Origin of the sequence: Winogradskyella algicola, assembly GCF_005869935.1 — a bacterium.
GTDB classification, from domain to species: domain Bacteria; phylum Bacteroidota; class Bacteroidia; order Flavobacteriales; family Flavobacteriaceae; genus Winogradskyella; species Winogradskyella algicola.
Map to the genome: position 1 here is coordinate 165,491 of NZ_SZQF01000001.1, position 26,839 is coordinate 192,329.

Sequence of the window (26,839 nt, forward strand, 5' to 3'; positions counted from 1 at the left end):
TTATCGCACTATAAGAACCTTTAGAACTTTTGTTTCAAACGAATCTAGATCTGATATCATTACTAAATAAACACCTGTTCTAACAATAGCATTTGCTAGATTTTTACCATTCCATACTGCAGTACCACCATCTACAGCAAAGTTATAGTTAGCACTAGACGATCTTAAATTTACATTAGACTGCGCTTCTGCAACAAGATTACCTTCAATATCTGTAATCTTAATATTTACATTTTCTGTTAAGCCGCTAATTTTAATGCCTTTATTAATATCGTTTAGGTCATTAAAACCAAGCACGTTGTATTCTGGTCGTACTGGGTTTGGATATACAAAAGCATTCTCTAGTGTTTCTTCTGGTTTTGAGCCACCAGCTCTAAACGAAAGCATACCCTTAGTAGTAGCGATATACACTATACCATTATTGGGATCTAAAGATATATCGGTAATCCGATTAGATGGTAGCGGCGAATTGTCCTTGGTAAAATGATAAATCGTATTCTGTCCATCTGGTGAAAAATAAAATACACCAGAATCTACTGTACCAACCCACTTATTATTAGATCCATCAGCTTCAATATCTGAAATTGTTTGGGACGCTAAGAGCTCTTGTGCTAAGCCATCTTCTAAAATTATGATAGAATTCAATGTAGGATTTGGATCATCGAAAAAACCTGATGTATTAAATAAAACCCTTAATCCTGAAAATGTACCAACCCAAAGCTGATTACGATTGTCAATTTCCAAGGCTGTTACTCTAGGGAAGGGAAGGTTTTGGTCTTCGGAAGTTATATTCTTTAGAGGGTTAGTTAAGTTTTCGTTATATGCATACAGCCCATTAGAATAACCTCCTATCCATTTTGTTCCATTATTATCAATGGCAATATCAAAAAAACCGAATTCATCTAACAAGGCATCTTCTATAATTGATGAAAAATCGTATCCTTGCCAGGTGCCAGAATTTGGATCATAAGATTTTAGAGGATTCGGTGCACGAGCCGTCATACTCCAAAGCACTCCATTATTATCAAAAGTAGACGCTGAAACTCTTATACTAACTACTTGGGGAGCGTTTGGCACTACTAAAGACTCTAAACCGCTGTTATCTTGATTGTAAAGGATTGTGGGAGAATTCTCATTAAGTTCTAAAATACCATTTTGAAAAGAACTTATAAATACCTGATTAGGATTAAAGGGATTGACTGATATTTCGGATAAATTTCTTGCTCCAAAAAGACTATCGTAAGGTATATTTTCCCATATTTCATCCCTTAGATAGCTTAGTCCCCAGGTTCGTTGTGGTGCAGGGTCAAATGACTCGGTGTAGTCGCCAAAGCTTGCCCAAACAACTTCTGACTCGGCATTGAGTCTGAATATTTCATTAAATAAAGGTCCATTAGGCTTAATTTCCACGTAATTTAAACCATCTGTAATAAGACTTTCTAAAACCCCAAAATCTTTTGTCCCTATGTAAATTCCATTGTTTACTAAAACAGCAGATGAAAAACGGGTGTCAAAATCTTCATTAGGTATATAACTCGCTATTAATTGAGCTGCTTCATCGTAAACTTGAATTGTATTAATATTTGATATTATTAAATTTTCTCCACTTACTTCTGTATCTGTTGGAATTAAGGGTAAAACAAATAATTGAGCGAAACTAGTATTAGTTATTTCAAAAAAAGCTTTATTTGCTCTTACAGCATAAGCTTGATCTCCAACTGTGTTGATATTTACGAAATTACCACCTAAAACCGTTTGCCATTGCGCAAAATCTATAAGATTGGGATTACTTAAATCTGCTTTTTTTAGACCATTACCGCTAGAGCAGGCAGCAAAAACCTCGTTGTTTAAGACTGTTACTTGATTCACTATAATTTGTGACCCTCCATTACCTAAAAAATAAGTATCCCCAAATTCTAATCTTTCTAAGTCATAAACTGAAACACCATAATCGGTAGAAATATAAACCAAGCCTTCATGCTCATAGAGATGATTGATTGATTTATTGGCTGGTGTAATGTTTTCTTTCTCTAAAATATCTACAATAGTTAATACTGAGCCATCGATTTCAGAATATACTTCTAAAAGGCCTGTTTCATAACCTACAACCAGATATTGAAATTCTTCACTGTAGAGAATGGTAGTAATCTGTTCTCCAGAAAGTCCTTCAACAGTTGTTATTGTAGCTATTTCTTCGGTTAAAGTATCATACTCAAACACCGCATTTTGAGCTGCAGCATAGATCTTATTAGGACCACTAACAACATCTACAATATCATTATAGGAGAAATGTGCTTGCCATAATGCAGAAAAATCTTGTGCGTCTATATGAAGGGATAAACCAAAAAAGAAAAGTAAAAGTTTAAAAACAGTTTTACGCATTATAAATTGTTTGCTCAAATATATTTAATAGTAACGATAATATTACGCTAATCATATAATATGTAACAAAAAAAGCTTCCATTTGTTAATGGAAGCTTTTTTATATTTTAAATTTTTAATTATATAACTCCTTGAGCTAACATTGCATCAGCAACCTTAACAAAGCCAGCTATATTAGCTCCTCTAACATAGTCAACTGTACCATCATCATTCTTACCATATTCAACACAAGAATCATGAATATCTTCCATGATATCCTTTAATCTTGCATCAACCTCTTCTCTTGTCCAGCTTAAACGTAGTGAGTTCTGGCTCATCTCTAAACCAGAAGTAGCTACACCACCAGCATTAGATGCTTTACCTGGTGCAAATAAAATCTTTGCATTGTTAAACTCATGAATAGCTTCTGGTGTTGATGGCATATTTGCACCTTCTGATACACAAATACAACCATTATTTATTAATGCTTTAGCTTCTTCGCCATTTAATTCATTCTGAGTTGCACAAGGCAAAGCAATATCGCATTTAACAGACCATGGTCTTTCACCTGCAAAATACTTTGCATTAGGATACTTCTTAACATACTCGCTAATTCTTCCGCGTTGGTTGTTCTTAAGATCCATTACAAATTGTAGTTTCTCTGTATCAATACCTTCTTCATCGTAAATATATCCGCCAGAATCAGAAAGCGTAAGCACAGTAGCTCCTAACTCAATAGCTTTTTCTGCAGCAAACTGAGCTACATTACCAGAACCAGAGATAACCACTTTTTTACCATCAAAAGAATCTCCTTTAGTCTTTAACATATTTTCAGCAAAGTAAACATTACCGTACCCTGTTGCCTCTGGTCTAATTAAAGATCCACCCCAAGATTGTCCTTTACCTGTTAAAACACCTGTAAATGTATTATTCAATTTCTTATACATACCAAACATAAAACCAATCTCTCTTGCACCAACTCCTATATCTCCTGCGGGCACATCTGTGTTATGTCCGATGTGTCTGTACAATTCAGTCATAAAGGCGTGGCAAAAACGCATAATCTCGTTATCTGATTTTCCTTTAGGATCAAAATCAGAACCACCTTTACCGCCACCCATTGGTAGCGTAGTTAAACTATTTTTAAATACTTGCTCAAATGCTAAAAACTTGAGAATACTAGCATTTACTGTAGGATGAAAACGTAATCCACCTTTGTATGGACCAATTGCAGAGTTCATTTGAACTCTATAGCCTCTGTTTACCTGTATTTCACCTGAATCATCTACCCAACTTACTCTAAACGAAATAAGTCGTTCTGGCTCAACCATTCTCAAAAGAATATTTTTACCATTGTAGATATCATGTTTGGCAATGTAAGGAATAACTGTCTCAGCTACTTCTTGAACCGCTTGTAAAAACTCAGGTTCGTGCCCATTTCGCTCTCTTACAAGATCTAAAAAAGCTTCAATTTTATCTTTCATATAAAAAATTGTTAAGAAATTGTGATTTATAGGGTGCAAAGATACGTTATCTTTAAAAATAAAGGCTTATTTTTTTTATATTCTCAATTATTTTTTAAATATTTCGGTATTGTAATAAAATTCTTCTCCCTAAAAGAAATTTGCATTTTATCCGTTTTATTTTGTAGTTCGTCGAGTTTTTATATATTTGTTCGGCAACCGCTTAATCATAAGTGTTATATGGCAAAACATATTAATAAACTAATAATGTTGTTTGGGTTGATATTTACAATTCAAACTTCTTCTGCCCAATTGGGTTTCTCTCACGAAATAGGTGCATTTGTAGGAGCGGTTGCTTTTCAATCTGACTTTGGTGTTAGAAATGATTTTGAAACCAATTCTGGTAATACTGGTATTGCCTTAGGTATTGTGCACTACATTAATTTTGCGTACAGAGCAGATTGTAATTGCTATAGTACTGACACCTATTTTAACGACCACTTTAAATTAAGAAGCGAAATTTCCTGGAATAAAACTCCCCTAGAGCATTTTGGCAAATGGGTAGATGATGCAAGAACAAGTGTTGATGCAGATAAGTTAAGAGCACATAGTGGTGAGGCTGAAAACTGGGATATTGGTATGCAATTAGAATATTTCCCAAGAAGTATTAGGGCTTTCTCAGCAGGCGCTTATTCTTTTGCTCCTTTTGCGGCTGTTGGTGCTCACTTTGTATCGTTTAATCCAAATGTTGAGACTACCTATGGAGATGGTAATATTTTAAACAACAACAACTTTTACACACCTTGGGACAATGTTTCTGAAGGTGATCCTTTTGTAAGTGCAGAATCTGGATCTACATGGTCTGTAGTTGCTAGTGTGGGAACACGCTACAAACTTACAATACTGTCTGACTTGTTTGTAGAGTTAAGATGGCAATATTATTTTGATGATTTCATTGATGGATTAAACCACAAGCTTTCATCTAACAAAGCTAATGACTGGAACCTTTGGCTAAACTTTGGTTACATTTACTACTTAGATTAACATTGAGCATTTAACCAATTGCCTGTTTTAAATCGTTTATAAGATCTTCCTTATCCTCTATTCCAACACTCAATCGTATTAATGAGTCAACAACTCCTGTTTTTTCGCGTTCCTCTTTTGGTATACTTGCATGTGTCATACTTGCTGGATGACCAGCTAAAGACTCAACACCACCAAGAGATTCAGCAAGTGTGAAGATTTTAAGATTCTCAACTATTTTAATGGCTTCCTTATAATTGTTTCCTTTAGTTGTAAAAGAAACCATACCACCAAAATCTTTCATTTGCGATTTTGCAATGTCATGATTAGGATGATTTTCTAAGCCTGGCCAGTATACGTTTTCAATTTTTGGATGACTTATTAAAAACTCAGCAACTGCTTTACCGTTTTCACAATGACGCTGCATCCTAACATGTAAAGTTTTTATACCCCTTAGAACCAAAAAAGCATCTTGAGGACCGCAAACGGCTCCGCTTGCATTTTGAATAAAATACAGCTTCTCTGCTAATTCTTTATCTCTAATAACTAAGGCACCCATTACCACATCACTGTGACCGCCTAAATATTTAGTAGCAGAATGCATTACAATGTCTGCTCCCAACTCTAATGGTTGTTGCAGGTACGGAGTTGCAAACGTATTATCTATAGCTAACAACAAATTATATTTTTTAGAAATTTGTGAAACAGCTTTTATGTCAATGATATTCATCATTGGGTTTGTTGGAGTTTCCACCCAAATGAGTTTGGTCTTGTTACTTATATAGTTTTCAATTTTATCTAATTTACCCATTCCTATGAAGTGAAACTTGATTCCAAAATCCTCATATATTTTAGTAAAAAGCCTGTATGTGCCACCATATAAATCATTTGTAGAAATCACCTCGTCACCTGGTTTTAACAATTTTAATACTGCGTCAATCGCTGCCAAGCCAGAGCCAAAAGCCAACCCGAAATTTCCGTTTTCTAAACTTGCGAAAGATTGTTCAAGAGCATGTCTTGTAGGATTGTGAGTTCGAGAATACTCATAGCCTTTGTGATTACCTGGTGATGTTTGAGCAAATGTAGTGGTCTGATAGATTGGTGGCATTACAGATCCATAAGCTGTATCGTGCTTTTGACCTCCATGAATAGTTTTTGTGTTAAATTTCATTATAATTTCTAAATGGTTTATCTTAATCGTGGTAACTTTACAGAAACAAGGTTCTTTAAGGCATAACAAATTTAATCTATAATTCGTTCTTAAATAAGCACTACAACACCTTTAATGAATGATTAACAAAAACCACATTTCGCTTTTATTTCTATACTTAACTTTATTTTTTTCATGCAGTAATGAAACGAAGACTATAAGTTTTGAAAACAATTCATATGAAAATCATTACGAAGCCGATATTTCTGTTTCTATTGATGAGGCTATTGGCAATAGTGAAGTGAGCAAGATTATAAACTTCAAAATAAAGGAAGCTATAATTTCAACACTAAGTGATGTCACAAAAAAAACAAGTCTAGAGTCTGTCTTAGAAGATTTTGATGCTGAATTTATAACTTTCAAAAAACAATTTCCAGAAGCATCTCATCCTGCTTGGGAACTACACATAGAAACCGAAAAGGTTTATCAGTCAGAAGAAATCATAACTTTATCCATTAACACCTATGAGTTTAAAGGTGGTGCTCACGGAAATGATAAAATTAAATTTTTAAATCTTAATGCTAATACAGGTGAGGTTTACAACCTCAGTGACATTGTAAATAATTCAGACGGTTTTAAGGCACTGGCTAAGGACCATTTTTTAAAATCTATTGATGTCGATAAAGAAAACAATCAAATAGAAGATTACTTTTTTGGAAAAACATTTCAATTACCTGAAAATATTGGCTTTAGTGACGATGGGTTAGTATTCTTATACAACGTGTATGAAGTTGCTTCTTACGACCAAGGTTACACAGAGTTTGTTATTCCGTTTGATGCGGTTGAATCTTATCTAAAAGTTGAATAAGCATTCTATAAATATTCGCATTAAAAGTCCGTTCTTTGCGACGTTATAAATACAAGCTCAAAAAACGCTATGAAAAAAATCTATCATCTAAGCACTTGTGACACTTGCAAAAGAATAATTAACGACCTTAATCTACCTGAGGATTTTCAGTTTCGGGATATAAAGACCGAAGCTATTACAGAAAAACAGATTGAGGAAATGCGTAGCTTAACTGACAGTTACGAAAGTCTTTTTAGTAAACGTGCGAGACTGTATAAAGAGTTAGATTTAAAGAACAAATCTCTTACAGAAGACGATTATAAAAACTACATACTAGAGCACTATACTTTTCTTAAAAGACCTGTGGTAATTTTTAATGACACTATTTTTATTGGCAACTCTAAAAAAGTAGTTGAAGCGGCAAAAAAAGCAATACATGGATAGTAGAAAGTATGCGTTAGTTGCACTGTTTACGGTACAGCTTTTATACGGTCTTAACTATACTATTGCTAAAACCGTAATGAACGAAAATTACATTAAACCATTTGGGTTTGTACTCTTACGAGTAATAGGTGCAACTGTTCTATTTTGGTTAATAAGCTTCTTTTTTCCTAAAGAAAAAATTGAAAAGAAAGATTATATCAAATTTGTAGTAGCTGCTATATTTGGTATGGTAGTAAATCTTTTATTCTTTTTTAAAGGTTTAGAATACACATCACCTATACATGCCTCTTCCATTATGACCATTATTCCGGTGATTATCCTTATACTTTCTTCCTATTTTCTAAAAGAGAAAATAACCTCAAAAAAAATTATAGGTATCGTCATTGCGCTATGTGGTGCCCTTGTTCTAACCATTTATGGAAAATCTGGTAGAGCAGGCGACAATATACTATTGGGTAATTTTCTTATCCTAATTAATGCCATTTCGTATAGTATATACGTAATTCTAATAAAAAAACTTACTGAAAAATACCATCCAGTTACATTTATAAAATGGCTATTTTTAATTGGTTTGTTTATGCTAATCCCTTTTGGCTATAATGAATTAGGAGAAGTGCAATGGCAATCATTTACCCCTTATATTACATTCTCTGTAATCTTTGTAGTTGTTGGTGCGACCTTTGGTACTTATCTTTTAAATCCTTTTGCACTAAGCCAGCTAAAAGCCTCAACTGTTGGCATTTTTATTTACCTTCAACCTGTTATAGCTGCACTTTATGCACTTGCTGTTGGAGCTGATTTTATAGATGCAATAAAAATCGGAGCCATGGTTCTTATTTTTACAGGTGTATATTTAGTGACTATGAAACGAAAGCAGAAAAAGTAGTTTGTCTCTTAATTCTGAAATATTTAAAACTGTTGATTCTATTCCAAAATCCTATTGGGACAGTCTCGATTGTACAAATAATATTTATTATTCACCAGAGTTTTTAAAGGCTTTTGAAATAGCAAATACAGATATCGACTTTAATTATATCTTCATTTTAAAAGAAGGTAAGGCTGTTGCTTTTGCAAATACTCAGATTGTAACTATTGGTATAGAAACTATTACCAAAAATATCGCTATGTCTCGTAAATTAAGAAACATAGTAAATAATCTATTTTGCAATAACCACATCAAAGTATTGTTTTGTGGTAATGTGTTTTTAAGTGGCGAATATGGCACATTTTTAAAGGATGGTGAACCAAAGGTAAAAACGTTTAAAGCCATTGCAAAAGCTGTAAAAAAACTCTATCGCTGCAAACGTCTCAGCACCATCTTTATTAAAGATTTTGAAGACGAATCTCTCTACATCACAGATCATTTAAAAACTTTTGATTATACATCCATGCATGTGGAGCCTAACATGATTATTTATCTTGATTCTGCGTGGAACTCTTTTGAAGATTACACTTCTGTTTTAAAGTCTAAATACAGAGTAAAAGCCAATAGAGCTGACGCAAAAAGTGAGTTATTAGAGGTTAAAAATTTCAGTAAAGAAGACATAGAATTTTATAAAGACGAATTACAAAGCTTATACCAAAATACCATTGATAATGCAGATTTTAATGCTCAAATACTAAACCTAAACACCTATACTCAACTAAAAAACACCTACAAAGAATCATTTATTGTTAAAGGTTATTTTCTCGATGGAAAGCTCGTAGGCTTTTTATCTGCAATGCAAAATGGTGACCACCTTGATGCGCATTTTATTGGCATAGACTATTCAAAAAATAAAGAATATGCTATCTATCCTAGAATTTTAAATGATTATGTTCGCTTAGGAATAGAAACTAAATCTTCTCAAATAAACCTTGGCAGAACAGCTTCTGAAATTAAGAGTACACTTGGCGCACAACCGAAAACCTTAACCTGTTATTGCAGGCATAAGTACGCATTGCCAAATAAAGTTCTTAGGCCTTTTATAAAGAATGTTCAGATAAAAACATTTAAGCAGCATCAACCGTTTAAGTAAATTCCTGCGAAAGCAGGAATCTCTTGGTCTTTATTTGCCAACCCTTTGAACTTATGTAAAAGAGTTTCTTGAGTTTAAATCTCTAGTGGTTTCGGTCTTACACCATGTTTCCTAGTATCTTCTTTGGTAAGCACTTTATAGTTTTCAGACTTAGGAAATGTATGTGCCATCTTTAATAATTCGTCAGGCAAAGCAGTCAGTTTTCTAGCTTTTAGGTCTATCCAAGCTCCTTGCATTTCACAATAAGCCAAATGCTCTCCTTTATGGTTATAAAAATTATGTTCAAACATAAAAAGCATACCATCCTCACTCAAACCAGACACTTCAATAGTAACTGTAATTGGCGTACCAATAAAAGACTCTTTAAAATAGTACATATGCTCATAGAATACTACAGGTCCAATATTGTGCTTCATAATTTCTGGCATAGAAAAGCCTTGTTCACTAAAAAAAGACATCCTAGCATGACTCATAAAATTGGTGTAAGCAGAGTTAGCCAAATGGCCATTAGCATCAACATCGCTCCAACGAATTTCAAACTGTTTTTTATACATGGTAAATCTTTGGTTTCGTTAAACAAAGTTAACAAACCTTATTATGCACGCATAAGGGTTTCTAAAAAATTTAAAATAACTTCAAAACGGTTGATTTTTGTACCTTTGCCAAACTTTAATCATATCTTTTAATGATACAATCCATGACTGGTTATGGGAAATCAGTTTTACAACTCCCTACCAAAAAAATATCTATAGAACTAAAATCACTAAACAGTAAGAATTTAGATGTTAATGCACGCATGCCATCCATGTATCGTGCTAAAGAATTAGACATAAGAAAACTTCTGGCCAAACATTTAGTTAGAGGAAAAGTAGATTTTTCGCTTTATGTTGAAATTACTGGTGAAGACACCAGCTCTAAAATCAATAAAACAGTAGTAAAAGAATATATTAAACAACTTAAGGATGTGGTTGATGGTGATGATACAGAACTATTAAAAATGGCTGTTCGTTTACCAGATGCAGTGACGACAGAGCGCGACGATATTGACGAAGACGAATGGTTAAAAATAGCAGATAGTATTAATGAAGCCATCTCTAAAATTGTAAACTACAGAGAAGACGAAGGTGCTATTTTAAAACAAGATTTTACCGATAGAATTGCTACGCTTAGAGAATTGCTAGAGCAAGTCATTGCAATGGATCCAGAACGTATAGAAGGCGTAAGAACGCGACTAGAAAAAGGCATTGCAGATATTAAGGAAAAAGTCGATGAAAATCGTTTTGAACAAGAGCTTGTTTACTATATAGAAAAGTTTGACATCACAGAAGAAAAAGTAAGGTTAGACAACCATTTAGATTACTTCATTAAAGCTTTGAATTCTGACGATTCTAACGGAAAAAAACTTGGTTTTATCTCTCAAGAAATTGGTAGAGAAATCAATACTATTGGTTCAAAATCTAATTATGCACCTATGCAAAAGCTCGTGGTGCAAATGAAAGATGAGCTTGAAAAAATAAAGGAACAATTATTGAATGTGCTTTAATTAAAAACAAATTACGTGTCTAAAGAAGAATTAAAAAAACAAGGCAAGCTTATTGTATTTTCAGCACCTTCAGGTTCTGGTAAAACCACAATTGTTCGTCATTTATTAAAACAACCAGAATTAAATTTAGAGTTTTCAATATCTGCAACATCTCGTGATGCTCGTGGCAACGAAGTGCATGGTAAGGATTATTACTATTTATCATTAAAAGAATTTAAAAACAAAATTAAAAACGATGAGTTTTTAGAATGGGAAGAAGTTTACAGAGATAATTTTTATGGTACATTAAAAGCTGAAGTTGAGCGTATTTGGGCAAAAGGAAAGCATGTTATTTTTGATATTGATGTCTCAGGTGGTTTACGTATAAAACGTAAATTCCCAGAACAAACTTTAGCCATTTTTGTAAAGCCACCAGATTTAAATGAATTGGTAAGACGTTTAAAAGATCGTGGAGAAGAAAGCCCTGAGAAAATAAGTATGCGTGTTGCAAAAGCACCTGCAGAGTTAGCAACAGCTCCACTTTTTGATGAGATTGTTGTGAACTCTAATTTAGACGAAGCTCTAGAAAATGCTTATAAATTAGTATCAGAGTTTATTAAAAAATAAATAGCCATCTGGTCATCCTGAACAGCTACACTGAGCACAGTAGAAGTGTTATTTCAGGGTCTTAATTTGTTAAAATAGATGCTGAAAAAAGTTCAGCATGACAAAATATTATGAAAATAGGTCTTTACTTCGGCACATTTAACCCAATACACATTGGTCATTTAACGATTGCAAACCATTTGGCAGAGCATAGTGATTTAGACCAAATATGGTTTGTAGTAACTCCTCAAAGTCCGTTTAAGAAAAAAAGTAGCTTGCTAGACAATCGACAACGCTACGAAATGGTTTACAGAGCAACTGAAAGCTATTTAAAATTAAAACCTAGCGATATAGAATTTGGATTAAAACAACCCAACTATACCATTGACACACTCATATATCTTGAAGAGAAATTTCCTGATTATGAATTTGCCTTAATCATGGGAGAAGACAACTTAAAGAGCTTTCATAAATGGAAAAATTATGAGTTAATACTAGAGAATTACAGCGTTTATGTATATCCTCGTATCTCTGAAGGCAAAACAGATACTCAGTTTAAAGATCACCCGAAAATTCATCATGTAGATGCTCCTATTATGGAGTTATCATCTACATTTATAAGACATTCTATTAAAGAAGGTAAAAACGTTCGTCCTATGTTACCGCAATCAGTTTGGGAATACATTGACGAAATGAATTTTTATAAGTAAAATTCCGTATTTCTCAGGAACTAGAAATGATAAAAAGCATTTTCTAAATGCTCAATCTTGTAGGCTTTATTTTCTTTAACAATGGCAATAATATCGAACCTAACCTCAACATCTAGGTCATTTTCGGTCACATATTCGTCAACTGTTTTTACGAGGTTTTTTATTTGTTTTGGCTTTACAAAATCTTGAGGATTACCAAACTCTAGAGAGCTTCTGGTTTTTACTTCAACTATTGCCAAAATATCATCTTTTTGAGCAATAATATCTACTTCGGCTTTATCAAAACGGTAATTTCGCTCTACAATATTGTAGCTATTCTCAATTAGAAAGTCTACTGCTAATTGTTCGCCTTTTTTACCAAGTTCGTTGTGTTGTGCCAAAACAGTAGTAGTTAGTAATTAGTTTTTAGTTACTTTGAAATTTGATGCTAGATTTTTCCTTCCCAACCTTCAACTCCACTACTCTACCCAACACTAATGCTCTATTATCTTTCTCATGTCCGGCTGGCATATTAAAAGCTATTGGAAAATCGTAATCTTCTAAAGCATCTAAAATCAATTGTTCTACGGAAGTTCCCCAAAGCGTGGTGTTTTTTCTCAACTTAGACATATCGCCAACAACCAACCCTTTAAGGTTTTCAAAATAACCTGCACGCTTCATACTTTGTAGCATACGATCTATATGATATTTGTACTCACCTATTTCTTCAATAAAAAGAATTTTTCCAGAGGTATCTAAACTTGTATCAGAACCTAACATAGTGTGCAACATAGTTAAATTGCCACCAACTAATTGCCCATTTGCTTTACCTTCTCTATTATACTTAGAACCATTTAAAACATAATTTTCAGGCTTACCGAACAGAGCTGCTTTAAAGGTATCTACAGATGTTTGTACTTTAGTAATATCTTGAGTTAGACTCACACACATTAACGCATGTAGGGACTCAAACCCTTCGTTATGCAACTGATTATGTAATGCTGTAATATCACTGTAACCGATAATCCACTTAGGATTCTCTTTTAGTTTTGTGTAGTCTAACTTATCTAAAATCCGCACTGTACCATAACCACCTCTTGCACACCAAATAGCACTAATTGTTGGGTCGTCCATAGCTTTTTGCAAATCTTCGCAACGTTCTGCATCAGTACCTGCAAAATGATCTGCCTTACTAAACACATGTTCACCAACAGTAGCGTACAAACCCCAACTTTTTAGTAAATCGACAGCCAGTTGTACTTCTCGTTCTCTGTTTTTTAGTATTCCCGAAGGTGCTACAATAGCAACTGTATCTCCTTCTTTTAGGTATGGAGGCCTAATTAATTCTGATGTCATTTTCAAAGTTTCCTCTTGTTTATTTTGACCATGTAAAACCAAACACAAAACTAGTGTAGCTGATAACAATATATGCAAAAAGCGTTGTCTAAATATCATATTTTGGGCTTTATGTAAATGTACATTTTTTTTCTAAATAGCCTTTATATTCCGTACTTTTGTGGCTTCAAAATTTTCTAAAAACATGTCAAAGAGATATACCATTACAGCTGCTTTACCTTACACTAATGGTCCAATTCATATTGGTCATTTAGCCGGTGTTTATGTACCCGCAGATATTTATTCGAGATATTTAAGATTAACAGGTAATGACGTTGCTTTTATTTGCGGTAGTGATGAGCATGGTGTTCCTATTACCATTAAAGCAAAAAAAGAAGGTGTAACACCACAAGATATTGTAGATAAGTATCATGCTATCATCAAAACTTCATTTGAAGATTTTGGTATTTCTTTTGACAACTATTCGCGTACATCAGCGAAAATTCACCACGATACAGCTTCAGAATTCTTTAAAACGCTTTATGACAAAAATGAGTTTGTTGAAGAAGTGTCTGAACAATTATACGATGCTGAAGCTAATCAGTTTTTGGCAGACCGTTTTGTTATTGGTACGTGCCCAAAATGTGGTTATGAAGAAGCCTATGGCGACCAATGTGAAAACTGTGGAACCAGCCATAACGCAACGGATTTAATTAATCCAAAGTCTGCAATTACAGGTAACACACCAACATTAAAAGAAACGAAACACTGGTTTTTACCTTTAAACAAGCACGAGGAATTTTTGCGTAAGTGGATTTTAAAAGGTCATAAAAAAGACTGGAAACCTAACGTTTACGGCCAAGTAAAATCTTGGATAGACGATGGACTTCGTCCTAGAGCCGTAACCAGAGATTTAGATTGGGGAATTCCTGTACCTGTAGAAGGCGGAGAAGGGAAAGTGCTTTATGTTTGGTTCGATGCACCAATTGGTTACATCTCAGCTACAAAAGAATGGGCAGAACGTGTAGGTAGAAAATGGGAAGATTACTGGAAAGACGAAGACACCAAATTAGTACACTTTATTGGTAAAGATAATATTGTGTTTCACTGTATCATATTTCCTTCAATGCTAAAGGCTGAAGGCTCATACATTCTACCTGAAAACGTGCCTGCTAACGAGTTTTTAAATTTGGAAGGCAACAAGCTTTCAACTTCAAAAAACTGGGCAGTTTGGTTACCAGAGTATTTAGAAGATTTTCCAAATCAACAAGATGTGTTGCGCTATGCTTTAACAGCAAATGCACCAGAAACTAAGGACAATGATTTTACATGGAAAGATTTCCAAGCCAGAAACAATAATGAGTTGGTGGCTATTTTTGGTAATTTCATTAATCGTGTTGCTGTACTAACCAACAAATATTATAACGGAGAAATTCCGCAACCAGCAGGATTTAAAGCGATAGATGAAGAAACCTTGGCAGCAGTAAAAGCGTATCCTGCAGTGATTTCAAGTTCTATTGAGCGTTACCGTTTTAGAGAAGGTAGCCAAGAATTAATGAATTTAGCACGTCTCGGAAACAAGTATCTAGCAGACGAAGAGCCTTGGAAAACTATAAAAACAGACGAAGAACGTACTAAAACCGTAATGTTTGTGGCTTTACAAATTGCTTCGGCTTTAGCTGTGTTAAGTGAGCCGTTTTTACCATTTACGTCTGATAAATTGAAATCAATTTTAAACCATTCTGAACTTGATTCTGAATTGACTTGGGAAGACATTTCAACAAAAGATGTTTTACTTCCTGCAGGTCACAGCATTCAATCCGGAAAACCAGAATTATTATTTTCAAAGATTGAAGATGATACCATTCAGAAGCAATTAGATAAGCTTGAAGCTAGTAAAAAAGCCAACGAAGCAGCTAACAAAAAAGTAGAGCCTCAAAAAGAGGAAATCACTTTTGATGATTTTACAAAATTAGACCTTCGTGTGGGCACCATTTTAGAGGCTGAAAAAATGCCAAAAACTAAAAAATTACTGGTATTAAAAGTTGATACAGGTATCGACACACGTACTATTGTTTCTGGTATTGCAGAAAGCTTTAAACCAGAAGACGTCATCGGCAAGCGTGTTACTGTTTTAGTAAACTTAGCACCAAGAAAACTAAGAGGTGTAGAAAGTCAAGGTATGATTTTAATGACCGAAGATGAAAATGGTAACTTAGTGTTTGTAAATCCTAATATTGAGGGTGTTGCTAACGGGCTGAAGATTAGTTAAAGTGTTTCGATATTAGCTTGATTTTTAATAACTTCATTAAAAATTGGCTATTATGAAATATACTAAAATCCAATCTTTCAGTCTACTATTAATTTATTTTATTATGTCACTTGGGTATCTCTCTGCTCAAGAATATGAACTAGTAGATACATACGAAGAGTACATAGACGCACCAAGAGAGGTGGTCTACCTCCACCTTAATAAATCTACATACATAAAAGGGGAGTCTATAGGATTTACCGCCTACGTATTAGACAAAAGAGATAAAAGACCTTCGTTATTAACAACAAACTTATATGTTAGTATTGAAGACACTAATCACAAGATTGTGAAACAAAAACTTATCAAGGTTAATAATGGCATAGCTTCTAATGTATTTAATGTAGACTCTTTGTTCAACTCTGGTTATTATAACATAAAAGCCTATACCAATTGGATGCGAAACTTTAATGAGCCTAATTATTACAACGAATCTATACGTGTTATTGACCCAGAAAAAGAAAACTTTATTGAAAAACCAATAATTAATAACGATATAGATGCACAATTCCTTCCAGAAAGTGGACATCTGCTCAATGGTATTTTAAATAAAGTTGGGGTTATAGTAAAAGATAATCAAGGATTTGGTGTGCCAAATACAAAAGGTGAAGTTATTGACCAAAATAACAAAGTACTAACAGCATTTACCACTAACGAACTTGGCATTGGTTCATTTTTCTTAATTGCAGACACTAAAACCAACTACAGTGTAAAAATAAACCATGCCAATGAAGATTTTAACTTTCCGTTAGGCCAAACTGTAGAAAAAAATGGCATTATTCTTTCGGTAAAACGTTTAAAAACCAAACTCTATGTTTCTATAACAACGAATGAAGACACCTTTGACATTATTAAAAGTAAAAGACATACTCTTTTAATACACAATGGTAGTGGTTATGAAGTTATGGATATCTATTTTACAGATGCGCCAGTCATAAACAAGGTTATTGAATTTAACAGTATACCTGCTGGTGTAAATATCTTAACCTTGTTCGACGAGAATGAAAAACCCATTGCAGAACGTATGTTCTTCAACTATGAAGGGATAAACATTGAAAAATCAGATAAGGTCTCAGCAACTGGCTATGGTGATTCACTTAATGTAAAACTGAACTTTAAAAATCTAAGTGCAGAACGGTTCCATAATATCAGTATCTCAGTCCTCCCACAGGAAACACAATCCTATAATAGGCACAACAGCATCCTGTCACAGACCTTTTTACAGTCCTACCTAAAAAGTGCCGTCGAAAACGGCAGGTACTACTTCAGCGATATCGACCAGAAAAAAATATTGGACCTAGACAACCTCCTCATAACCCAAGGATGGAGTAGCTATGACTGGAACAATATGTTTTTGCCTGATGAATTACCACATCCTTTTGAACAGGGAATTATGGTTAAAGCGAATATCAATGACCAAAAGTACCTCAATGATGTTTATTTATTGCATCACTCTGGTGATAATCCTCCACAATACAAGCAGACTTCAAATGGTAATAAAAGTATCATATTCGACAGTACATTTCCTATGAACAGTAATAAAGTTTATGTTTCAAGAATAAATGATAATGGTGATCTAAAGCCTGCTAATTTATATCTACAATCTTTCCCTAACAAAATACCAAAACTTAACACCGAACTTAACCCTAAAAAACCTAAATCCAGTTATAAAGTTATTGAATCTCTTAACACCACAAGACCTTTTACGTCGAGAGCTAAAAATGAGCAAATTTTGGATGAAGTCTTACTAGAAGCAAGTAATAATAAAGAATTGGTTAGATCTAGAAAACTGTCTCAATATTCTTATGGTACAATTAAAGTACCTTCTCAAAGTGATAAATTGGCTTATTTCTATTTAGAAGATTACTTAAGAGCCAATCGTGTTAGCGTAAGTTATAATACAACAAATCAACAAATGTATTTTACGGCTGGTAGAGGAGTGTCTTTTGGCAATGGAGGAGTTAGAAATAATACGGTTGTTGTGAGCGGTCGAAATGTTTCTCCCATACAAGACGATACAGGTGGTGGCAATAGTGCCATGCTAGTATATTTTAATGATGTTGCTTTATCAAGTACGGGTTTCTTATATCGTTTTCCCATGTCAGAAATAGATTATATTGAAATTAACAGGTCTGGTCTTGGCGCCTTTGGTGGTTCAAGAGGTGCCAACGGAGTTATAAAGATATATACATCTACAAAAACTATGTTTGATTCTATAGATACAAAAACAGCCCAAAATTATAATCTCCCCCTTACTTTCAGCCCATCCAAAAAATTCTATGTTCCAAAATACAGGTATTATAACGATGACTTTTACAAAGCTTATGGCACTGTAGATTGGAAACCAAATCTTACAACAGATTCCAATGGAAACATGTCTTTTAAAATTGTAAAACCAGAAGTACCTATCACCTTATTTATAGAGGGTATTACAAATGATGGTACGTTTATTTTTAAAGAAAAATCATTATCTCTAAATTAGCAGAAAAGCAAATTTCTTTATGCTAAAAATAGCATACCACCCAATTTATAAACATCCATTACCAAAAGGGCATCGTTTCCCAATGGAAAAATATGAACTTCTCCCACAACAGCTATTACACGAAGGCACCTGTAATGCGGATAATTTTTTTGAACCTGAAAGACCTAATGATAAATATATTTTGGCTATCCATGAACCAGAATATTACTATGACTTGGTTAATATTACCTTAGATCAACGTTCAGCCCGGAAAATTGGTTTTCCATTAAGCGAAGTGCTTGTAGAACGCGAAGTTATGATTGCAGATGGCACGATAAAAGCTTCCGAATACGCTCTAAGGCATGGTATTGCTATGAATATTGCTGGTGGTACGCATCATGCCTATACCAACCGTGGTGAAGCGTTTTGTTTACTCAACGACCAAGCAATTGGAGCTCGATATCTTCAAAAAAAGGCATTAGCAAACAAAATTCTTATTGTAGATTTAGATGTTCATCAAGGTAATGGTACTGCAGAAATTTTTCAGAATGATGATTCTGTATTCACATTTTCTATGCATGGCAAAGGCAATTATCCTTTTAAAAAAGAGTTAAGCGATTTAGATATTGCATTAGATAATGATACCAACGACAATACCTATCTCAAAATTCTAAAAGATACGCTTCCAAAACTTATAGATGAGCAACAACCAGATTTTATCTACTATCTCTGCGGTGTAGATGTTATAGCTTCAGATAAATTAGGAAAACTCGGCATGAGTGTAGAAGGCTGTAAAGAACGTGACCGCTTTGTGCTTCAAACTTGCAAAGACCTTCAAATTCCTATAATGTGCAGTATGGGAGGAGGCTATTCACCAGATATTAAAATTATAGTAGACGCACATGCCAATACATTTCGGTTGGCCCAAGACCTTTTCTTCTAATAAAACCAAAAGCGCTAGTTAGTACCAGCGCTTTTTTTTTACACCCACTTATTTTCCAGAGAAAATCTCTTTTAATTGTGTTACCATATTTCTATTACCTGAAACGGTGATTTCACCAATCTTTTCGGCAATTTTTTCAACATACTCCATCTCCTTTAGTTTGTACAACATATCATTCTCCTCCATCAACTTTGCCGTGTTTAACAAACTACGTGTAGAAGCTGTTTCTTCACGTCGCATAATAACGTTAGCTTGTGCTTTCTTTTGCGCAACTAAAACCTGGTGCATAATATCCTTCATTTCACCAGTTAAAATCACATCTCTTATACCGCAGTTTATAACGGTAACACCTAACTTTGATGCGCTTGCTTTTACATCTTCAAACACTGCTTCTGCAATATTATCTTTACGCTCTAACAATTCATCTAAGGTGTAAGCACCAACATATGCACGCAATACTAACTGCATTGTAATGTATAATTGCTTTTCGTAATCCTTGTTTTCTAAAAGTGCTTTTTCTACATCTGTAACTTTGTACTGTGTGTAAAAGTTGATACGGATAGCAGCTTTATCTTTAGTTAACAATTCTTGTCCTGCAATTTCTAATTGTAGCTGACGTAAATCGGCTTTAGCAATTTTAATTGAAGTATCATTTCTCCAAAAGCGGTAAGTACCACCTCCGAGTGTCTTTGTATATACATCATCTACTAAAAGCACCGCTTTTTCGTAAGCTGCAACTTCAAAAGTTCTGATGTATTTATTAACTTCATAATTACTGAAAAGTGATTTATCCAAGTTTTCAGTAATGTAAATTTTGCTTAAATCTACACGCACATACTCACGTTCAACCAGACCTTTCCAAAACACATAACGACCAGCGGTTAGAACATTCTTAAAGTTTCCTTTTTCATAAAGTAAAACAATCCCTCCGTCCTTTACCTCTACCACATCTAACATAGCAGCTAAAACCTCATCTTTTAAGAGAATTTCTAATGCTATTGGTGCAGTAAAACTAGTGCTCAAATTATACATTTGTACACGCTGGTTAAAGCCTAACCAGTGCAAACCTTCAGTAATAACTCTAACGTAATCACCTTTTTTGAATACCAAACCTACTTTTCCGGCATTAATTCTTACTCGTAACATTGTTTTTTAGTTTTTAAATTAAACATCATTTTTGCCAACTAAGGCGAATTGGTAATACTTGTAACGGACGGATTACCAGCTTCAAAATAGTATTGACGAGTTCAACATTTTTTTGAAGTTTATCTTTGTTTTAAATTCTATTTTTTAAAAAATAGCAGATTGCAAATCATCTCTTCTCTACGGAATTACTCATAGTAACTTCAGCCATAATCAGTGCGATGACAGCGCGCTAAAAAAGGAAATCATATTGATTTTGTCTTTTAACTTTTAGTCATAACAGTAACTACTTTTGAAATTACAAATCAGTAATTCAAAGTATATCTGAGATTGCTTATTGTTGAACACTAATAGTTACTATTAAAGCCAATCTACAATCTACTATTTCGTCATTTTTGTTGAGTAGTGTTACGGACTACTTGTCTATCAGTTTTATAAGATGATAAGCTTTGGTGGCCACCCTTTGCCCTAAAAGCTGCATTTACAGTGCAGTGTCTACTCTTCCAATTGAGTTACAAAAGCCAACGAGGATTTCCTCGAGCTAATGACCGGACTCGAACCGGTAACAAGACAACCTATTGTTCTAACCTACTGAACTATCTCATATGAACTGAGAGTGGGAATCGAACCCACGACCTATAGAATCGGAGACTATTTTTTGGTTAACAGTCAAAACCTTCAAGTCTAGTTGAACATAAAACGAGATACATCTCTGCATCGCATTATGCAATAGTGCTATACCGAAACACCCAACAAGACCAGCTTGATATTCTTTGCCTCACTCAAAATTTGAATGAGGCGGTTAAACTTATTTTCTTTGATGCAACGCATCTCTTCTATCAATTTCAGCTAACGGACTTCCCGTAAAAACTCCAATATTATTAAATCCGTTTTCTTCTGTTATTAAGGATTCCTCTTCCTTAACAGCACCTATACGTTTATTACCATAATCGCCAGTCAGTTTTTTTGTTGCAGGATCAAAATCTCCCCATAACGCATTTGGCTTGCCATTATCTATTGGCTCAACGAAATAGATAATACCTGTAACTTGAGATTTAACAATAAATCGTCCACTATCTTCCGTTTTAAACAAAAACCTTTTTAAAATGTCATTTCTCATAATTGCTAAATTTAAACTTTAGTGGAACAGACAGGACTCGAACCTGTATCGCCAGATCTTCAAACTGGTGCATTGACCAACTTTGCTACTGTTCCAAAACTTTAGTGTCTATCAAGATTCGAACTTGATCTAGGTGGATATACCTCCCGTCCGATGAACTTGTACTGAGCACAGTCGAAGTATTACACTATAGACACTTTTTTTGATAACCTGAATGGATTTGAACCATTACTTCAAGAGTCAAAGTCTTGAATGCTGCCCTTACACCACAGGTTAATATTGTAAGCTCAATAGGATTCGAACCCATACCTCAAAGTCCGTAGCTTTGAATGCTATCCATTACACCATAAGCTTATTGTACTCCACCCAAGACTCGAACTTAGACTTAAAGTTGCTTAAAACCAGAGCTACGCTCGGTGCCTTCGTAAAAACTATAGTTTTTACTTGCCAATCTCTTCCATTTGGGCTAGTGGAGCTTCAGTACAGGAAGAGAGATTCCCTTCGACTATACTCAGGATAAACTTCTCATCTTCTTCCTTACTTTGTACAGGAAGAGAGATTCGAACTCCCAATTTCTCGATTCTAAATCGAGTGCGTTTACCATTTCGCCATTCCTGCAAATTGTTGAGATATTAGGATTAGTTCGTTTTGTATCTATTTTTATAAATAGGTACTTATGAATGCTATGCATTTCGAACCTAAACTTTTCGCCTTATGAGAGCGATGCTCTGCCAATTAAGCTATATCTCAATTTGTACTCCGTAAGGGAATTGAACCCTTAATTCCACATAGAAAGTGTGGCGTCTTAAACCATTTGACCAACGGAGCAAAGCGGAGAGCAAAGGAATTATTCATGGCATACTTATTTTAATAATTATGTATTCATGAATGCATCGCATTTGAACCTTCATTACCAAAAAGGTAAACTTACTTAGCAGGTAAGCGCAACAAACCAATATTTGCCTACTCTCCAAACTGCAGTACCGACGAGATTCCCTTCGACTGCGCTCAGGGTAAACTTCTCATCTCTTGTTCTGCTTTGCAGTACCGACGAGATTCGAACTCGCAACTTCTCGGGAGACAACCGAGTGCTCTACCATTGAACTACGATACTAGTTGTGGGAATCATAGGATTCGAACCTATTAAGCCTATGCATCAGTTTTACAGACTGACTCCACTCTCCTACTTGGACGCATTCCCATTAAATCGGCAAACCGAGATTTGCCGATTTGTTTATTCTCCTTTCTTTTTTTATTACAATAAATTATTCAACCGATTCTGAAACCAACTTTTTGGTTGTGCTTCAGTCTCTTTTTTCACCTGATTTTCTAATATCCTGTTTTCGTTTGCCTGTGCTTTTCTTTTCTTTTTTACACGAGACAACACGTTATCAACAAAACTTATAAAATCATCATTCAACGCTAATTGCTTTGCTTCTTTTAAAGCGCGTTCTGCGTCTTCAAACTGAGCCATACTCTCAAACAATTGACCTTGTGCCAGCGCTATACCAGCCTTATCTATACCTTTTACAGTCTTGGCAAAATCAATAACTTTTTGAGCTTCTTCAAAGTCCTCGTTATTGGTTAATAACCGTATGTAATCTGGATAAATATCTGTTAAATCCAATCTGCTCGCTAAGGCACTTTCGTAATATGTCTTAGCTGTTTCGTAATCACCCAGTTGCTCTGCATATACTTTTGCCATTAAGTGCAAAGCTTTAGCATTTTCTGGGTCGTAAGACAACGCGTAGTGTAAGGCTTCTACTGCTTTTTCTAATTCCCAAGGGTATGCTTCAATGGCTCTAAACAAGTGTATGTTTTGTAATATATTTCCCATTTTTCCTTTATTCAGTAGTTAATACTGTCTTAAATGCATCGCCTTTAATGGATGCTTTTAAAACTGTTTGTTTTTGATTAAATATTAATATTGAGACATAAAAAAATCCGAAACAGTTTTATTGCTTCGGATTTTTCTCTGGAAGTTGATCTGCCTATTTATAAGCAGATATTTCAGAAATATACCGAAGCCATTTTTTATACGACTCGAGGCCACGTTCAACCATACTTGTTGGCTGATTAAAATTTTGAAATGCTATACAATGCTTTAGCATGGCTTCTTGTTTTTATTATTGTTTTTGTTTTATGCGAATCTGCTTGTTTGATTCTGCGGTGCAAATATAAAATTGATTTTTTGAAACTTCCAAATAAAATTGAATTTAATTTATTGATTATCAATTATTTAACTTCCTTTTTAAACAAAGAAAATCCTGTCCGCTTTATGCAGATACTTGAAGGTTTTTCGCAAAAGTTTGTCTCCCAATTGCTTAATCTTCAAAGCTTATATTTTAGTTGTTAAAATCTTGTTTCAATTCGTTTCGATATTTTTTTTCAGTTTTTATGTTTATTTCTATCAATCGCTTTGTTTTTACATAAAAAAAGCGCCCAATTTCTTGGACGCTTGTAATCTATTATAATGGTTTAAGTCTAAATCATCTGTTAATAATGACTAAAATAGATACATAACGTCCTTTCTCGTTGAAATAATTCGATACTATTTCCACGATAATCCCACTGACACATCAGTGATTTTGGTGCTCTATGTACTATTGATGTTTTCATTAGCATTACAAATATGAAATAATTGTGACGTAAAATCAAAAATCAAGTCCAAATTAGATTAAATCTGAATAAGTCCTAGAACAAACTATTAACTTAGTTTTTAGTTTTTAGTTACTATTTTTATAAAAAAGAAAGGAATTATGTTATCAAAATCAATAGAAACTGCTTTGAACAAGCAAATCCGTATAGAGGCTGAATCTTCTCAAGTATACTTAGCCATGGCAGTATGGGCCGAAGTAAAAGGCCTAGAAGGCATTTCAAACTTCATGTACGATCAGTCTGATGAAGAGCGTGAGCACATGTTAAAGCTTGTGAAATTTATTAACGAGCGTGGTGGCCATGCACATGTTTCAGAATTAAATGCACCTAATGTGACGTTTAATTCGTTTCAGGAAATGTTTCAAAAACTGTTGGATCACGAAATTTTTGTGTCAGAAAGCATTAATGAGCTTGTCCATATAGCCCTACAAGAAAAAGACTATGCGACACACAATTTCTTACAGTGGTATGTAGCTGAACAAATAGAAGAAGAAGCTGTAGCCAGAACCATTTTGGATAAAATAAACATGATCGGAGATGATAAAGGAGGGCTTTATTTGTTTGACAGAGATATACAGCAATTAACTGTAAGCTCTGCGGCTCAGACACCTGGACCAGGTATATAATGTTAAAATTTATTTAGAATAAATTAAAATAATTATTTTTGCCCTGTTGATTTTTAAGTCAATATGGGCAAAAAGAAAAAAGATAAAAAACTTAAAAAAGAACGCATTAAAGTTCTTGAAACTTCTGGTATAGAAACTTTAGGTAAAGTAAAGTCTAAATGCTGTAAGAAATATAAAAAGGCAGAGCATAAGCGATGTAAAAAGTGCCCTTGCTTTGATCTTATTAAAAAAGTTGCATAAAAACGTTTAACGGTGTAATGTTTTGTATTCTATGTAGACTTACTTACACATGAAATATACTTTTAGCGAATTTTCTACTGGTGCGATTTTTAGTATTGGTAATTCCGAAGATCTTACTCTATTAAAAAAAGCACAACAAGTTAATCTTTACACTTTTATTTGGGCTAAGTCTCAACCTATAGAACTCATTGTTGATAGTATACCTATTACGCTTCCACCAAATCATATTTTAGCACTCACACCAATACAATATGTACGATATATAAGTGGTTTAGACCTAATCGTATATCAATTCAATAGGGAGTTCTACTGCATAAAAGATCACGATCATGAAGTGAGTTGTGCTGGTATGTTGTTTTTTGGCAATACCAATATCCCAATAATAAGCCTAGATGAAAGAGAACAACAAAAGTACAATACACTTCACGAAGTTTTTATTGACGAGCTAGAGACCAAAGACAATATACAAGCCGAAATGCTTAGAATGTTGATGGGTCGATTTATCATAAAAAGTACACGCTTACTAAAAGCAAAAGAAGGTATTATTGAAACCCCAAAAAGTTCTAAGGTAGACTTACTAAGAGCTTTCAATGTATTAGTAGAGCAGCATTTTAAAGAAGAGCATAGTGTGTCTTTTTATGCTGAAAAACTCTTCAAGTCACCAAAAACCCTTTCTAATAATTTTACAAAACTTAACCGTAGTCCGTTACAAATTATTCATCAAAGAATTGTTTTAGAAGCTAAACGCTTGTTGACCTATACCGATAAATCTGCAAAAGAAATCGCTTACGAAATTGGTTTTGACGATGCTTCGCATCTTAGTAGATTATTTAAAAAGTATACTTCTCAATCACCTTCAGAATTCAAAAAAGCACTTCCTGCTTTTGTTTAGGAAATATTGACAAGACTAAGGGTAAATTCTTCATTCTATTCTCTTACTGCTTACTTCATCTTTGTAGTGTAATTTTTAAAACTATAAAAGATGAAACATTCCATTAAATCAATATTCAATCTCATTGAAATATTTGCAAAAAGCCCTAAACGTATTGTAACAAGCACATTATCTAATACGCATTGTGAACACGAGCAATTGCATGATTATTACTGTGACGCCGAAAAACCACACATTAACCCTTAAGGAAATATTGACATGTGCAAGGGAAGTATTTTCATTCTATTACTTCCCTTTCTACTGCAACTTTGTACTATCAAAAAAATCAAATAATAATCGCTGATTTATTCAGCATAAAAAATTAAAATTATGAGCACATTTAATGTACCTACAAGAGAAAACGTTAGTGAAAACAACCAAGCAATTTTTGACAACCTAAAAAAAGCTTTAGGATTTGTACCAAACTTATACGCAACTTATGCACACAGCGATACTGCTTTAGAGAACTACTTAAACTTTGCCAATGCAAAAACATCTTTATCGGCTAAAGAAAAAGAGGTCGTAAACTTAGCAGTAAGCCAAGTAAACGACTGTATCTATTGTTTATCTGCACACACTGCAATTGGTAAAATGAATGGTTTTACAGACGAACAAATTTTAGAATTAAGAGCTGGCTTTTCTTCTGTAAATACCAAATTAGATGCACTTGCAAAATTGGCAAAAAACATTACAGAAAATAGAGGTCGTACAGACGCTGAGGTTTTAGAAAACTTCTTTAACGCTGGTTACACCAAAGCTAATTTAATAGACACTATTTCTTTAGTGGGAGACAAAACCATCTCTAATTATGTGCACAGTACTACACAAGTACCAGTTGATTTTCCTGAGGCACAGCCATTAGAAACTGAAACTGTATAAAAAGAATTTTAAAAGTGTTTTTTATAGCGCAACTTCAATTAAGTTGCGCTATTTTTTAATAGTCACACC

25 protein-coding genes and 6 tRNA genes are annotated in these 26,839 nt (G+C 34.1%); 16 read left to right on the forward strand and 15 right to left on the reverse strand.

What is annotated here, in order from left to right; all coding sequences use genetic code 11:
• Nucleotides 1–2,382 (reverse strand): type IX secretion system anionic LPS delivery protein PorZ, encoded by a 2,382-nt coding sequence (gene porZ / locus FC091_RS00620; protein WP_138432350.1) that lies wholly within the window; start codon nucleotides 2,380–2,382, stop codon nucleotides 1–3.
• A 119-nt stretch (nucleotides 2,383–2,501) separates the two neighbouring features.
• Nucleotides 2,502–3,845 carry an NADP-specific glutamate dehydrogenase gene (gdhA, locus tag FC091_RS00625; RefSeq protein WP_138432351.1) on the reverse strand — a complete coding sequence of 448 codons (1,344 nt, stop codon included), beginning with the start codon at nucleotides 3,843–3,845 and terminating at the stop codon, nucleotides 2,502–2,504.
• 219 nt (nucleotides 3,846–4,064) lie between these two features.
• Between gdhA and FC091_RS00630 the strand changes: the two genes are divergently transcribed.
• Nucleotides 4,065–4,868 carry a THC0290_0291 family protein gene (locus FC091_RS00630; protein WP_138432352.1) on the forward strand — a complete coding sequence of 268 codons (804 nt, stop codon included), beginning with the start codon at nucleotides 4,065–4,067 and terminating at the stop codon, nucleotides 4,866–4,868.
• 10 nt (nucleotides 4,869–4,878) lie between these two features.
• Here FC091_RS00630 and FC091_RS00635 read toward each other — a convergent pair whose 3' ends face one another.
• The gene (locus FC091_RS00635; RefSeq protein ID WP_138432353.1) at nucleotides 4,879–6,018 is read right to left on the reverse strand and encodes a cystathionine gamma-synthase; all 1,140 of its coding nucleotides are present in this window, start codon (nucleotides 6,016–6,018) and stop codon (nucleotides 4,879–4,881) included.
• Nucleotides 6,019–6,136: 118 nt separating this feature from the next.
• On the opposite strand from FC091_RS00635, the gene FC091_RS00640 reads away from it, so the two are divergent.
• The 4 genes from FC091_RS00640 (at nucleotide 6,137) to FC091_RS00655 (ending at nucleotide 9,306) form a co-directional block, all read left to right on the forward strand.
• Entirely contained in the window at nucleotides 6,137–6,865 is a 729-nt protein-coding gene (locus FC091_RS00640) for a DUF3298 and DUF4163 domain-containing protein (protein WP_138432354.1), read from the forward strand.
• A 69-nt stretch (nucleotides 6,866–6,934) separates the two neighbouring features.
• Entirely contained in the window at nucleotides 6,935–7,288 is a 354-nt protein-coding gene (locus tag FC091_RS00645; protein ID WP_138432355.1) for an arsenate reductase family protein, read from the forward strand.
• On the forward strand, nucleotides 7,281–8,174 hold the full coding sequence (locus FC091_RS00650) for a DMT family transporter (RefSeq protein WP_138432356.1): 894 nt from the start codon (nucleotides 7,281–7,283) through the stop codon (nucleotides 8,172–8,174). The genes FC091_RS00645 and FC091_RS00650 overlap by 8 nt, the downstream gene beginning before the upstream one ends.
• Nucleotide 8,175: 1 nt before the next feature.
• Nucleotides 8,176–9,306, forward strand: a complete 1,131-nt coding sequence (locus FC091_RS00655; RefSeq protein ID WP_138432357.1) for a peptidogalycan biosysnthesis protein — start codon at nucleotides 8,176–8,178, stop codon at nucleotides 9,304–9,306.
• Nucleotides 9,307–9,380: 74 nt separating this feature from the next.
• Here the strand turns inward: FC091_RS00655 and FC091_RS00660 are convergent, their stop codons facing one another.
• A complete protein-coding gene (locus FC091_RS00660) occupies nucleotides 9,381–9,860 on the reverse strand; it encodes an acyl-CoA thioesterase (RefSeq protein ID WP_138432358.1) in 480 nt (159 codons plus the stop codon).
• Nucleotides 9,861–9,991: 131 nt separating this feature from the next.
• Between FC091_RS00660 and FC091_RS00665 the strand changes: the two genes are divergently transcribed.
• The 3 genes from FC091_RS00665 to nadD all read left to right on the forward strand — a co-directional run bounded on the left by FC091_RS00665 (nucleotide 9,992) and on the right by nadD (nucleotide 12,144).
• The gene (locus FC091_RS00665; RefSeq protein WP_076619586.1) at nucleotides 9,992–10,849 is read left to right on the forward strand and encodes a YicC/YloC family endoribonuclease; all 858 of its coding nucleotides are present in this window, start codon (nucleotides 9,992–9,994) and stop codon (nucleotides 10,847–10,849) included.
• Nucleotides 10,850–10,864: 15 nt separating this feature from the next.
• Nucleotides 10,865–11,455 (forward strand): guanylate kinase, encoded by a 591-nt coding sequence (gene gmk / locus FC091_RS00670; protein WP_138432359.1) that lies wholly within the window; start codon nucleotides 10,865–10,867, stop codon nucleotides 11,453–11,455.
• Nucleotides 11,456–11,565: 110 nt separating this feature from the next.
• Nucleotides 11,566–12,144: a nicotinate (nicotinamide) nucleotide adenylyltransferase gene (nadD, locus tag FC091_RS00675; RefSeq protein ID WP_138432360.1), complete on the forward strand. Its 579-nt coding sequence runs from the start codon at nucleotides 11,566–11,568 to the stop codon at nucleotides 12,142–12,144.
• Nucleotides 12,145–12,164: 20 nt separating this feature from the next.
• On the opposite strand, the gene FC091_RS00680 is transcribed toward nadD, so the two are convergent.
• Nucleotides 12,165–12,524 carry a YraN family protein gene (locus tag FC091_RS00680; RefSeq protein ID WP_138432361.1) on the reverse strand — a complete coding sequence of 120 codons (360 nt, stop codon included), beginning with the start codon at nucleotides 12,522–12,524 and terminating at the stop codon, nucleotides 12,165–12,167.
• A 25-nt stretch (nucleotides 12,525–12,549) separates the two neighbouring features.
• A complete protein-coding gene (locus FC091_RS00685) occupies nucleotides 12,550–13,479 on the reverse strand; it encodes a S66 peptidase family protein (RefSeq protein WP_138432362.1) in 930 nt (309 codons plus the stop codon).
• Nucleotides 13,480–13,639: 160 nt separating this feature from the next.
• Between FC091_RS00685 and metG the strand changes: the two genes are divergently transcribed.
• The 3 genes from metG to FC091_RS00700 are packed head-to-tail and all read left to right on the forward strand — an operon-like array spanning nucleotide 13,640 to nucleotide 19,173.
• Nucleotides 13,640–15,730, forward strand: coding sequence for a methionine--tRNA ligase (metG, locus tag FC091_RS00690; RefSeq protein ID WP_262708970.1), 2,091 nt, complete (start codon nucleotides 13,640–13,642; stop codon nucleotides 15,728–15,730).
• Between the two features lie 52 nt (nucleotides 15,731–15,782).
• Nucleotides 15,783–18,251, forward strand: a complete 2,469-nt coding sequence (locus tag FC091_RS00695; protein WP_138432364.1) for a Plug domain-containing protein — start codon at nucleotides 15,783–15,785, stop codon at nucleotides 18,249–18,251.
• Between the two features lie 19 nt (nucleotides 18,252–18,270).
• Nucleotides 18,271–19,173, forward strand: a complete 903-nt coding sequence (locus tag FC091_RS00700; RefSeq protein ID WP_138432365.1) for a histone deacetylase family protein — start codon at nucleotides 18,271–18,273, stop codon at nucleotides 19,171–19,173.
• A gap of 48 nt (nucleotides 19,174–19,221) precedes the next feature.
• Here the strand turns inward: FC091_RS00700 and FC091_RS00705 are convergent, their stop codons facing one another.
• From FC091_RS00705 to FC091_RS00740, 9 genes are all read right to left on the reverse strand, one after another.
• The gene (locus FC091_RS00705; RefSeq protein WP_138432366.1) at nucleotides 19,222–20,319 is read right to left on the reverse strand and encodes a slipin family protein; all 1,098 of its coding nucleotides are present in this window, start codon (nucleotides 20,317–20,319) and stop codon (nucleotides 19,222–19,224) included.
• Between the two features lie 805 nt (nucleotides 20,320–21,124).
• Complete coding sequence (locus FC091_RS00710; RefSeq protein WP_138432367.1) at nucleotides 21,125–21,436, reverse strand: hypothetical protein; 312 nt, start codon at nucleotides 21,434–21,436, stop codon at nucleotides 21,125–21,127.
• A 22-nt stretch (nucleotides 21,437–21,458) separates the two neighbouring features.
• A tRNA-Phe gene (locus FC091_RS00715) sits at nucleotides 21,459–21,531 on the reverse strand.
• Nucleotides 21,532–21,981: 450 nt separating this feature from the next.
• Nucleotides 21,982–22,054, reverse strand: a tRNA-Leu gene (locus FC091_RS00725).
• A gap of 6 nt (nucleotides 22,055–22,060) precedes the next feature.
• Nucleotides 22,061–22,186 (reverse strand) — tRNA-Met (locus FC091_RS15135).
• Between the two features lie 5 nt (nucleotides 22,187–22,191).
• Nucleotides 22,192–22,264, reverse strand: a tRNA-Glu gene (locus FC091_RS00730).
• Nucleotides 22,265–22,478: 214 nt separating this feature from the next.
• A tRNA-Asp gene (locus tag FC091_RS00735) sits at nucleotides 22,479–22,550 on the reverse strand.
• Between the two features lie 5 nt (nucleotides 22,551–22,555).
• A tRNA-Tyr gene (locus FC091_RS15140) sits at nucleotides 22,556–22,637 on the reverse strand.
• 54 nt (nucleotides 22,638–22,691) lie between these two features.
• Complete coding sequence (locus tag FC091_RS00740) at nucleotides 22,692–23,273, reverse strand: tetratricopeptide repeat protein (protein ID WP_138432368.1); 582 nt, start codon at nucleotides 23,271–23,273, stop codon at nucleotides 22,692–22,694.
• Nucleotides 23,274–24,195: 922 nt separating this feature from the next.
• Here FC091_RS00740 and FC091_RS00745 point away from each other — a divergent pair.
• The 5 genes from FC091_RS00745 (at nucleotide 24,196) to FC091_RS00755 (ending at nucleotide 26,770) form a co-directional block, all read left to right on the forward strand.
• The gene (locus FC091_RS00745; protein WP_138432369.1) at nucleotides 24,196–24,720 is read left to right on the forward strand and encodes a ferritin; all 525 of its coding nucleotides are present in this window, start codon (nucleotides 24,196–24,198) and stop codon (nucleotides 24,718–24,720) included.
• A 63-nt stretch (nucleotides 24,721–24,783) separates the two neighbouring features.
• A complete protein-coding gene (locus FC091_RS15145; RefSeq protein ID WP_171032428.1) occupies nucleotides 24,784–24,960 on the forward strand; it encodes a hypothetical protein in 177 nt (58 codons plus the stop codon).
• 49 nt (nucleotides 24,961–25,009) lie between these two features.
• Nucleotides 25,010–25,852: a helix-turn-helix transcriptional regulator gene (locus FC091_RS00750; protein WP_138432370.1), complete on the forward strand. Its 843-nt coding sequence runs from the start codon at nucleotides 25,010–25,012 to the stop codon at nucleotides 25,850–25,852.
• A 90-nt stretch (nucleotides 25,853–25,942) separates the two neighbouring features.
• Nucleotides 25,943–26,098, forward strand: coding sequence for a hypothetical protein (locus tag FC091_RS15150; protein ID WP_171032429.1), 156 nt, complete (start codon nucleotides 25,943–25,945; stop codon nucleotides 26,096–26,098).
• 123 nt (nucleotides 26,099–26,221) lie between these two features.
• Nucleotides 26,222–26,770, forward strand: coding sequence for a carboxymuconolactone decarboxylase family protein (locus FC091_RS00755; RefSeq protein WP_138432371.1), 549 nt, complete (start codon nucleotides 26,222–26,224; stop codon nucleotides 26,768–26,770).
• The last annotated feature ends 69 nt before the right edge of the window (nucleotides 26,771–26,839 follow it).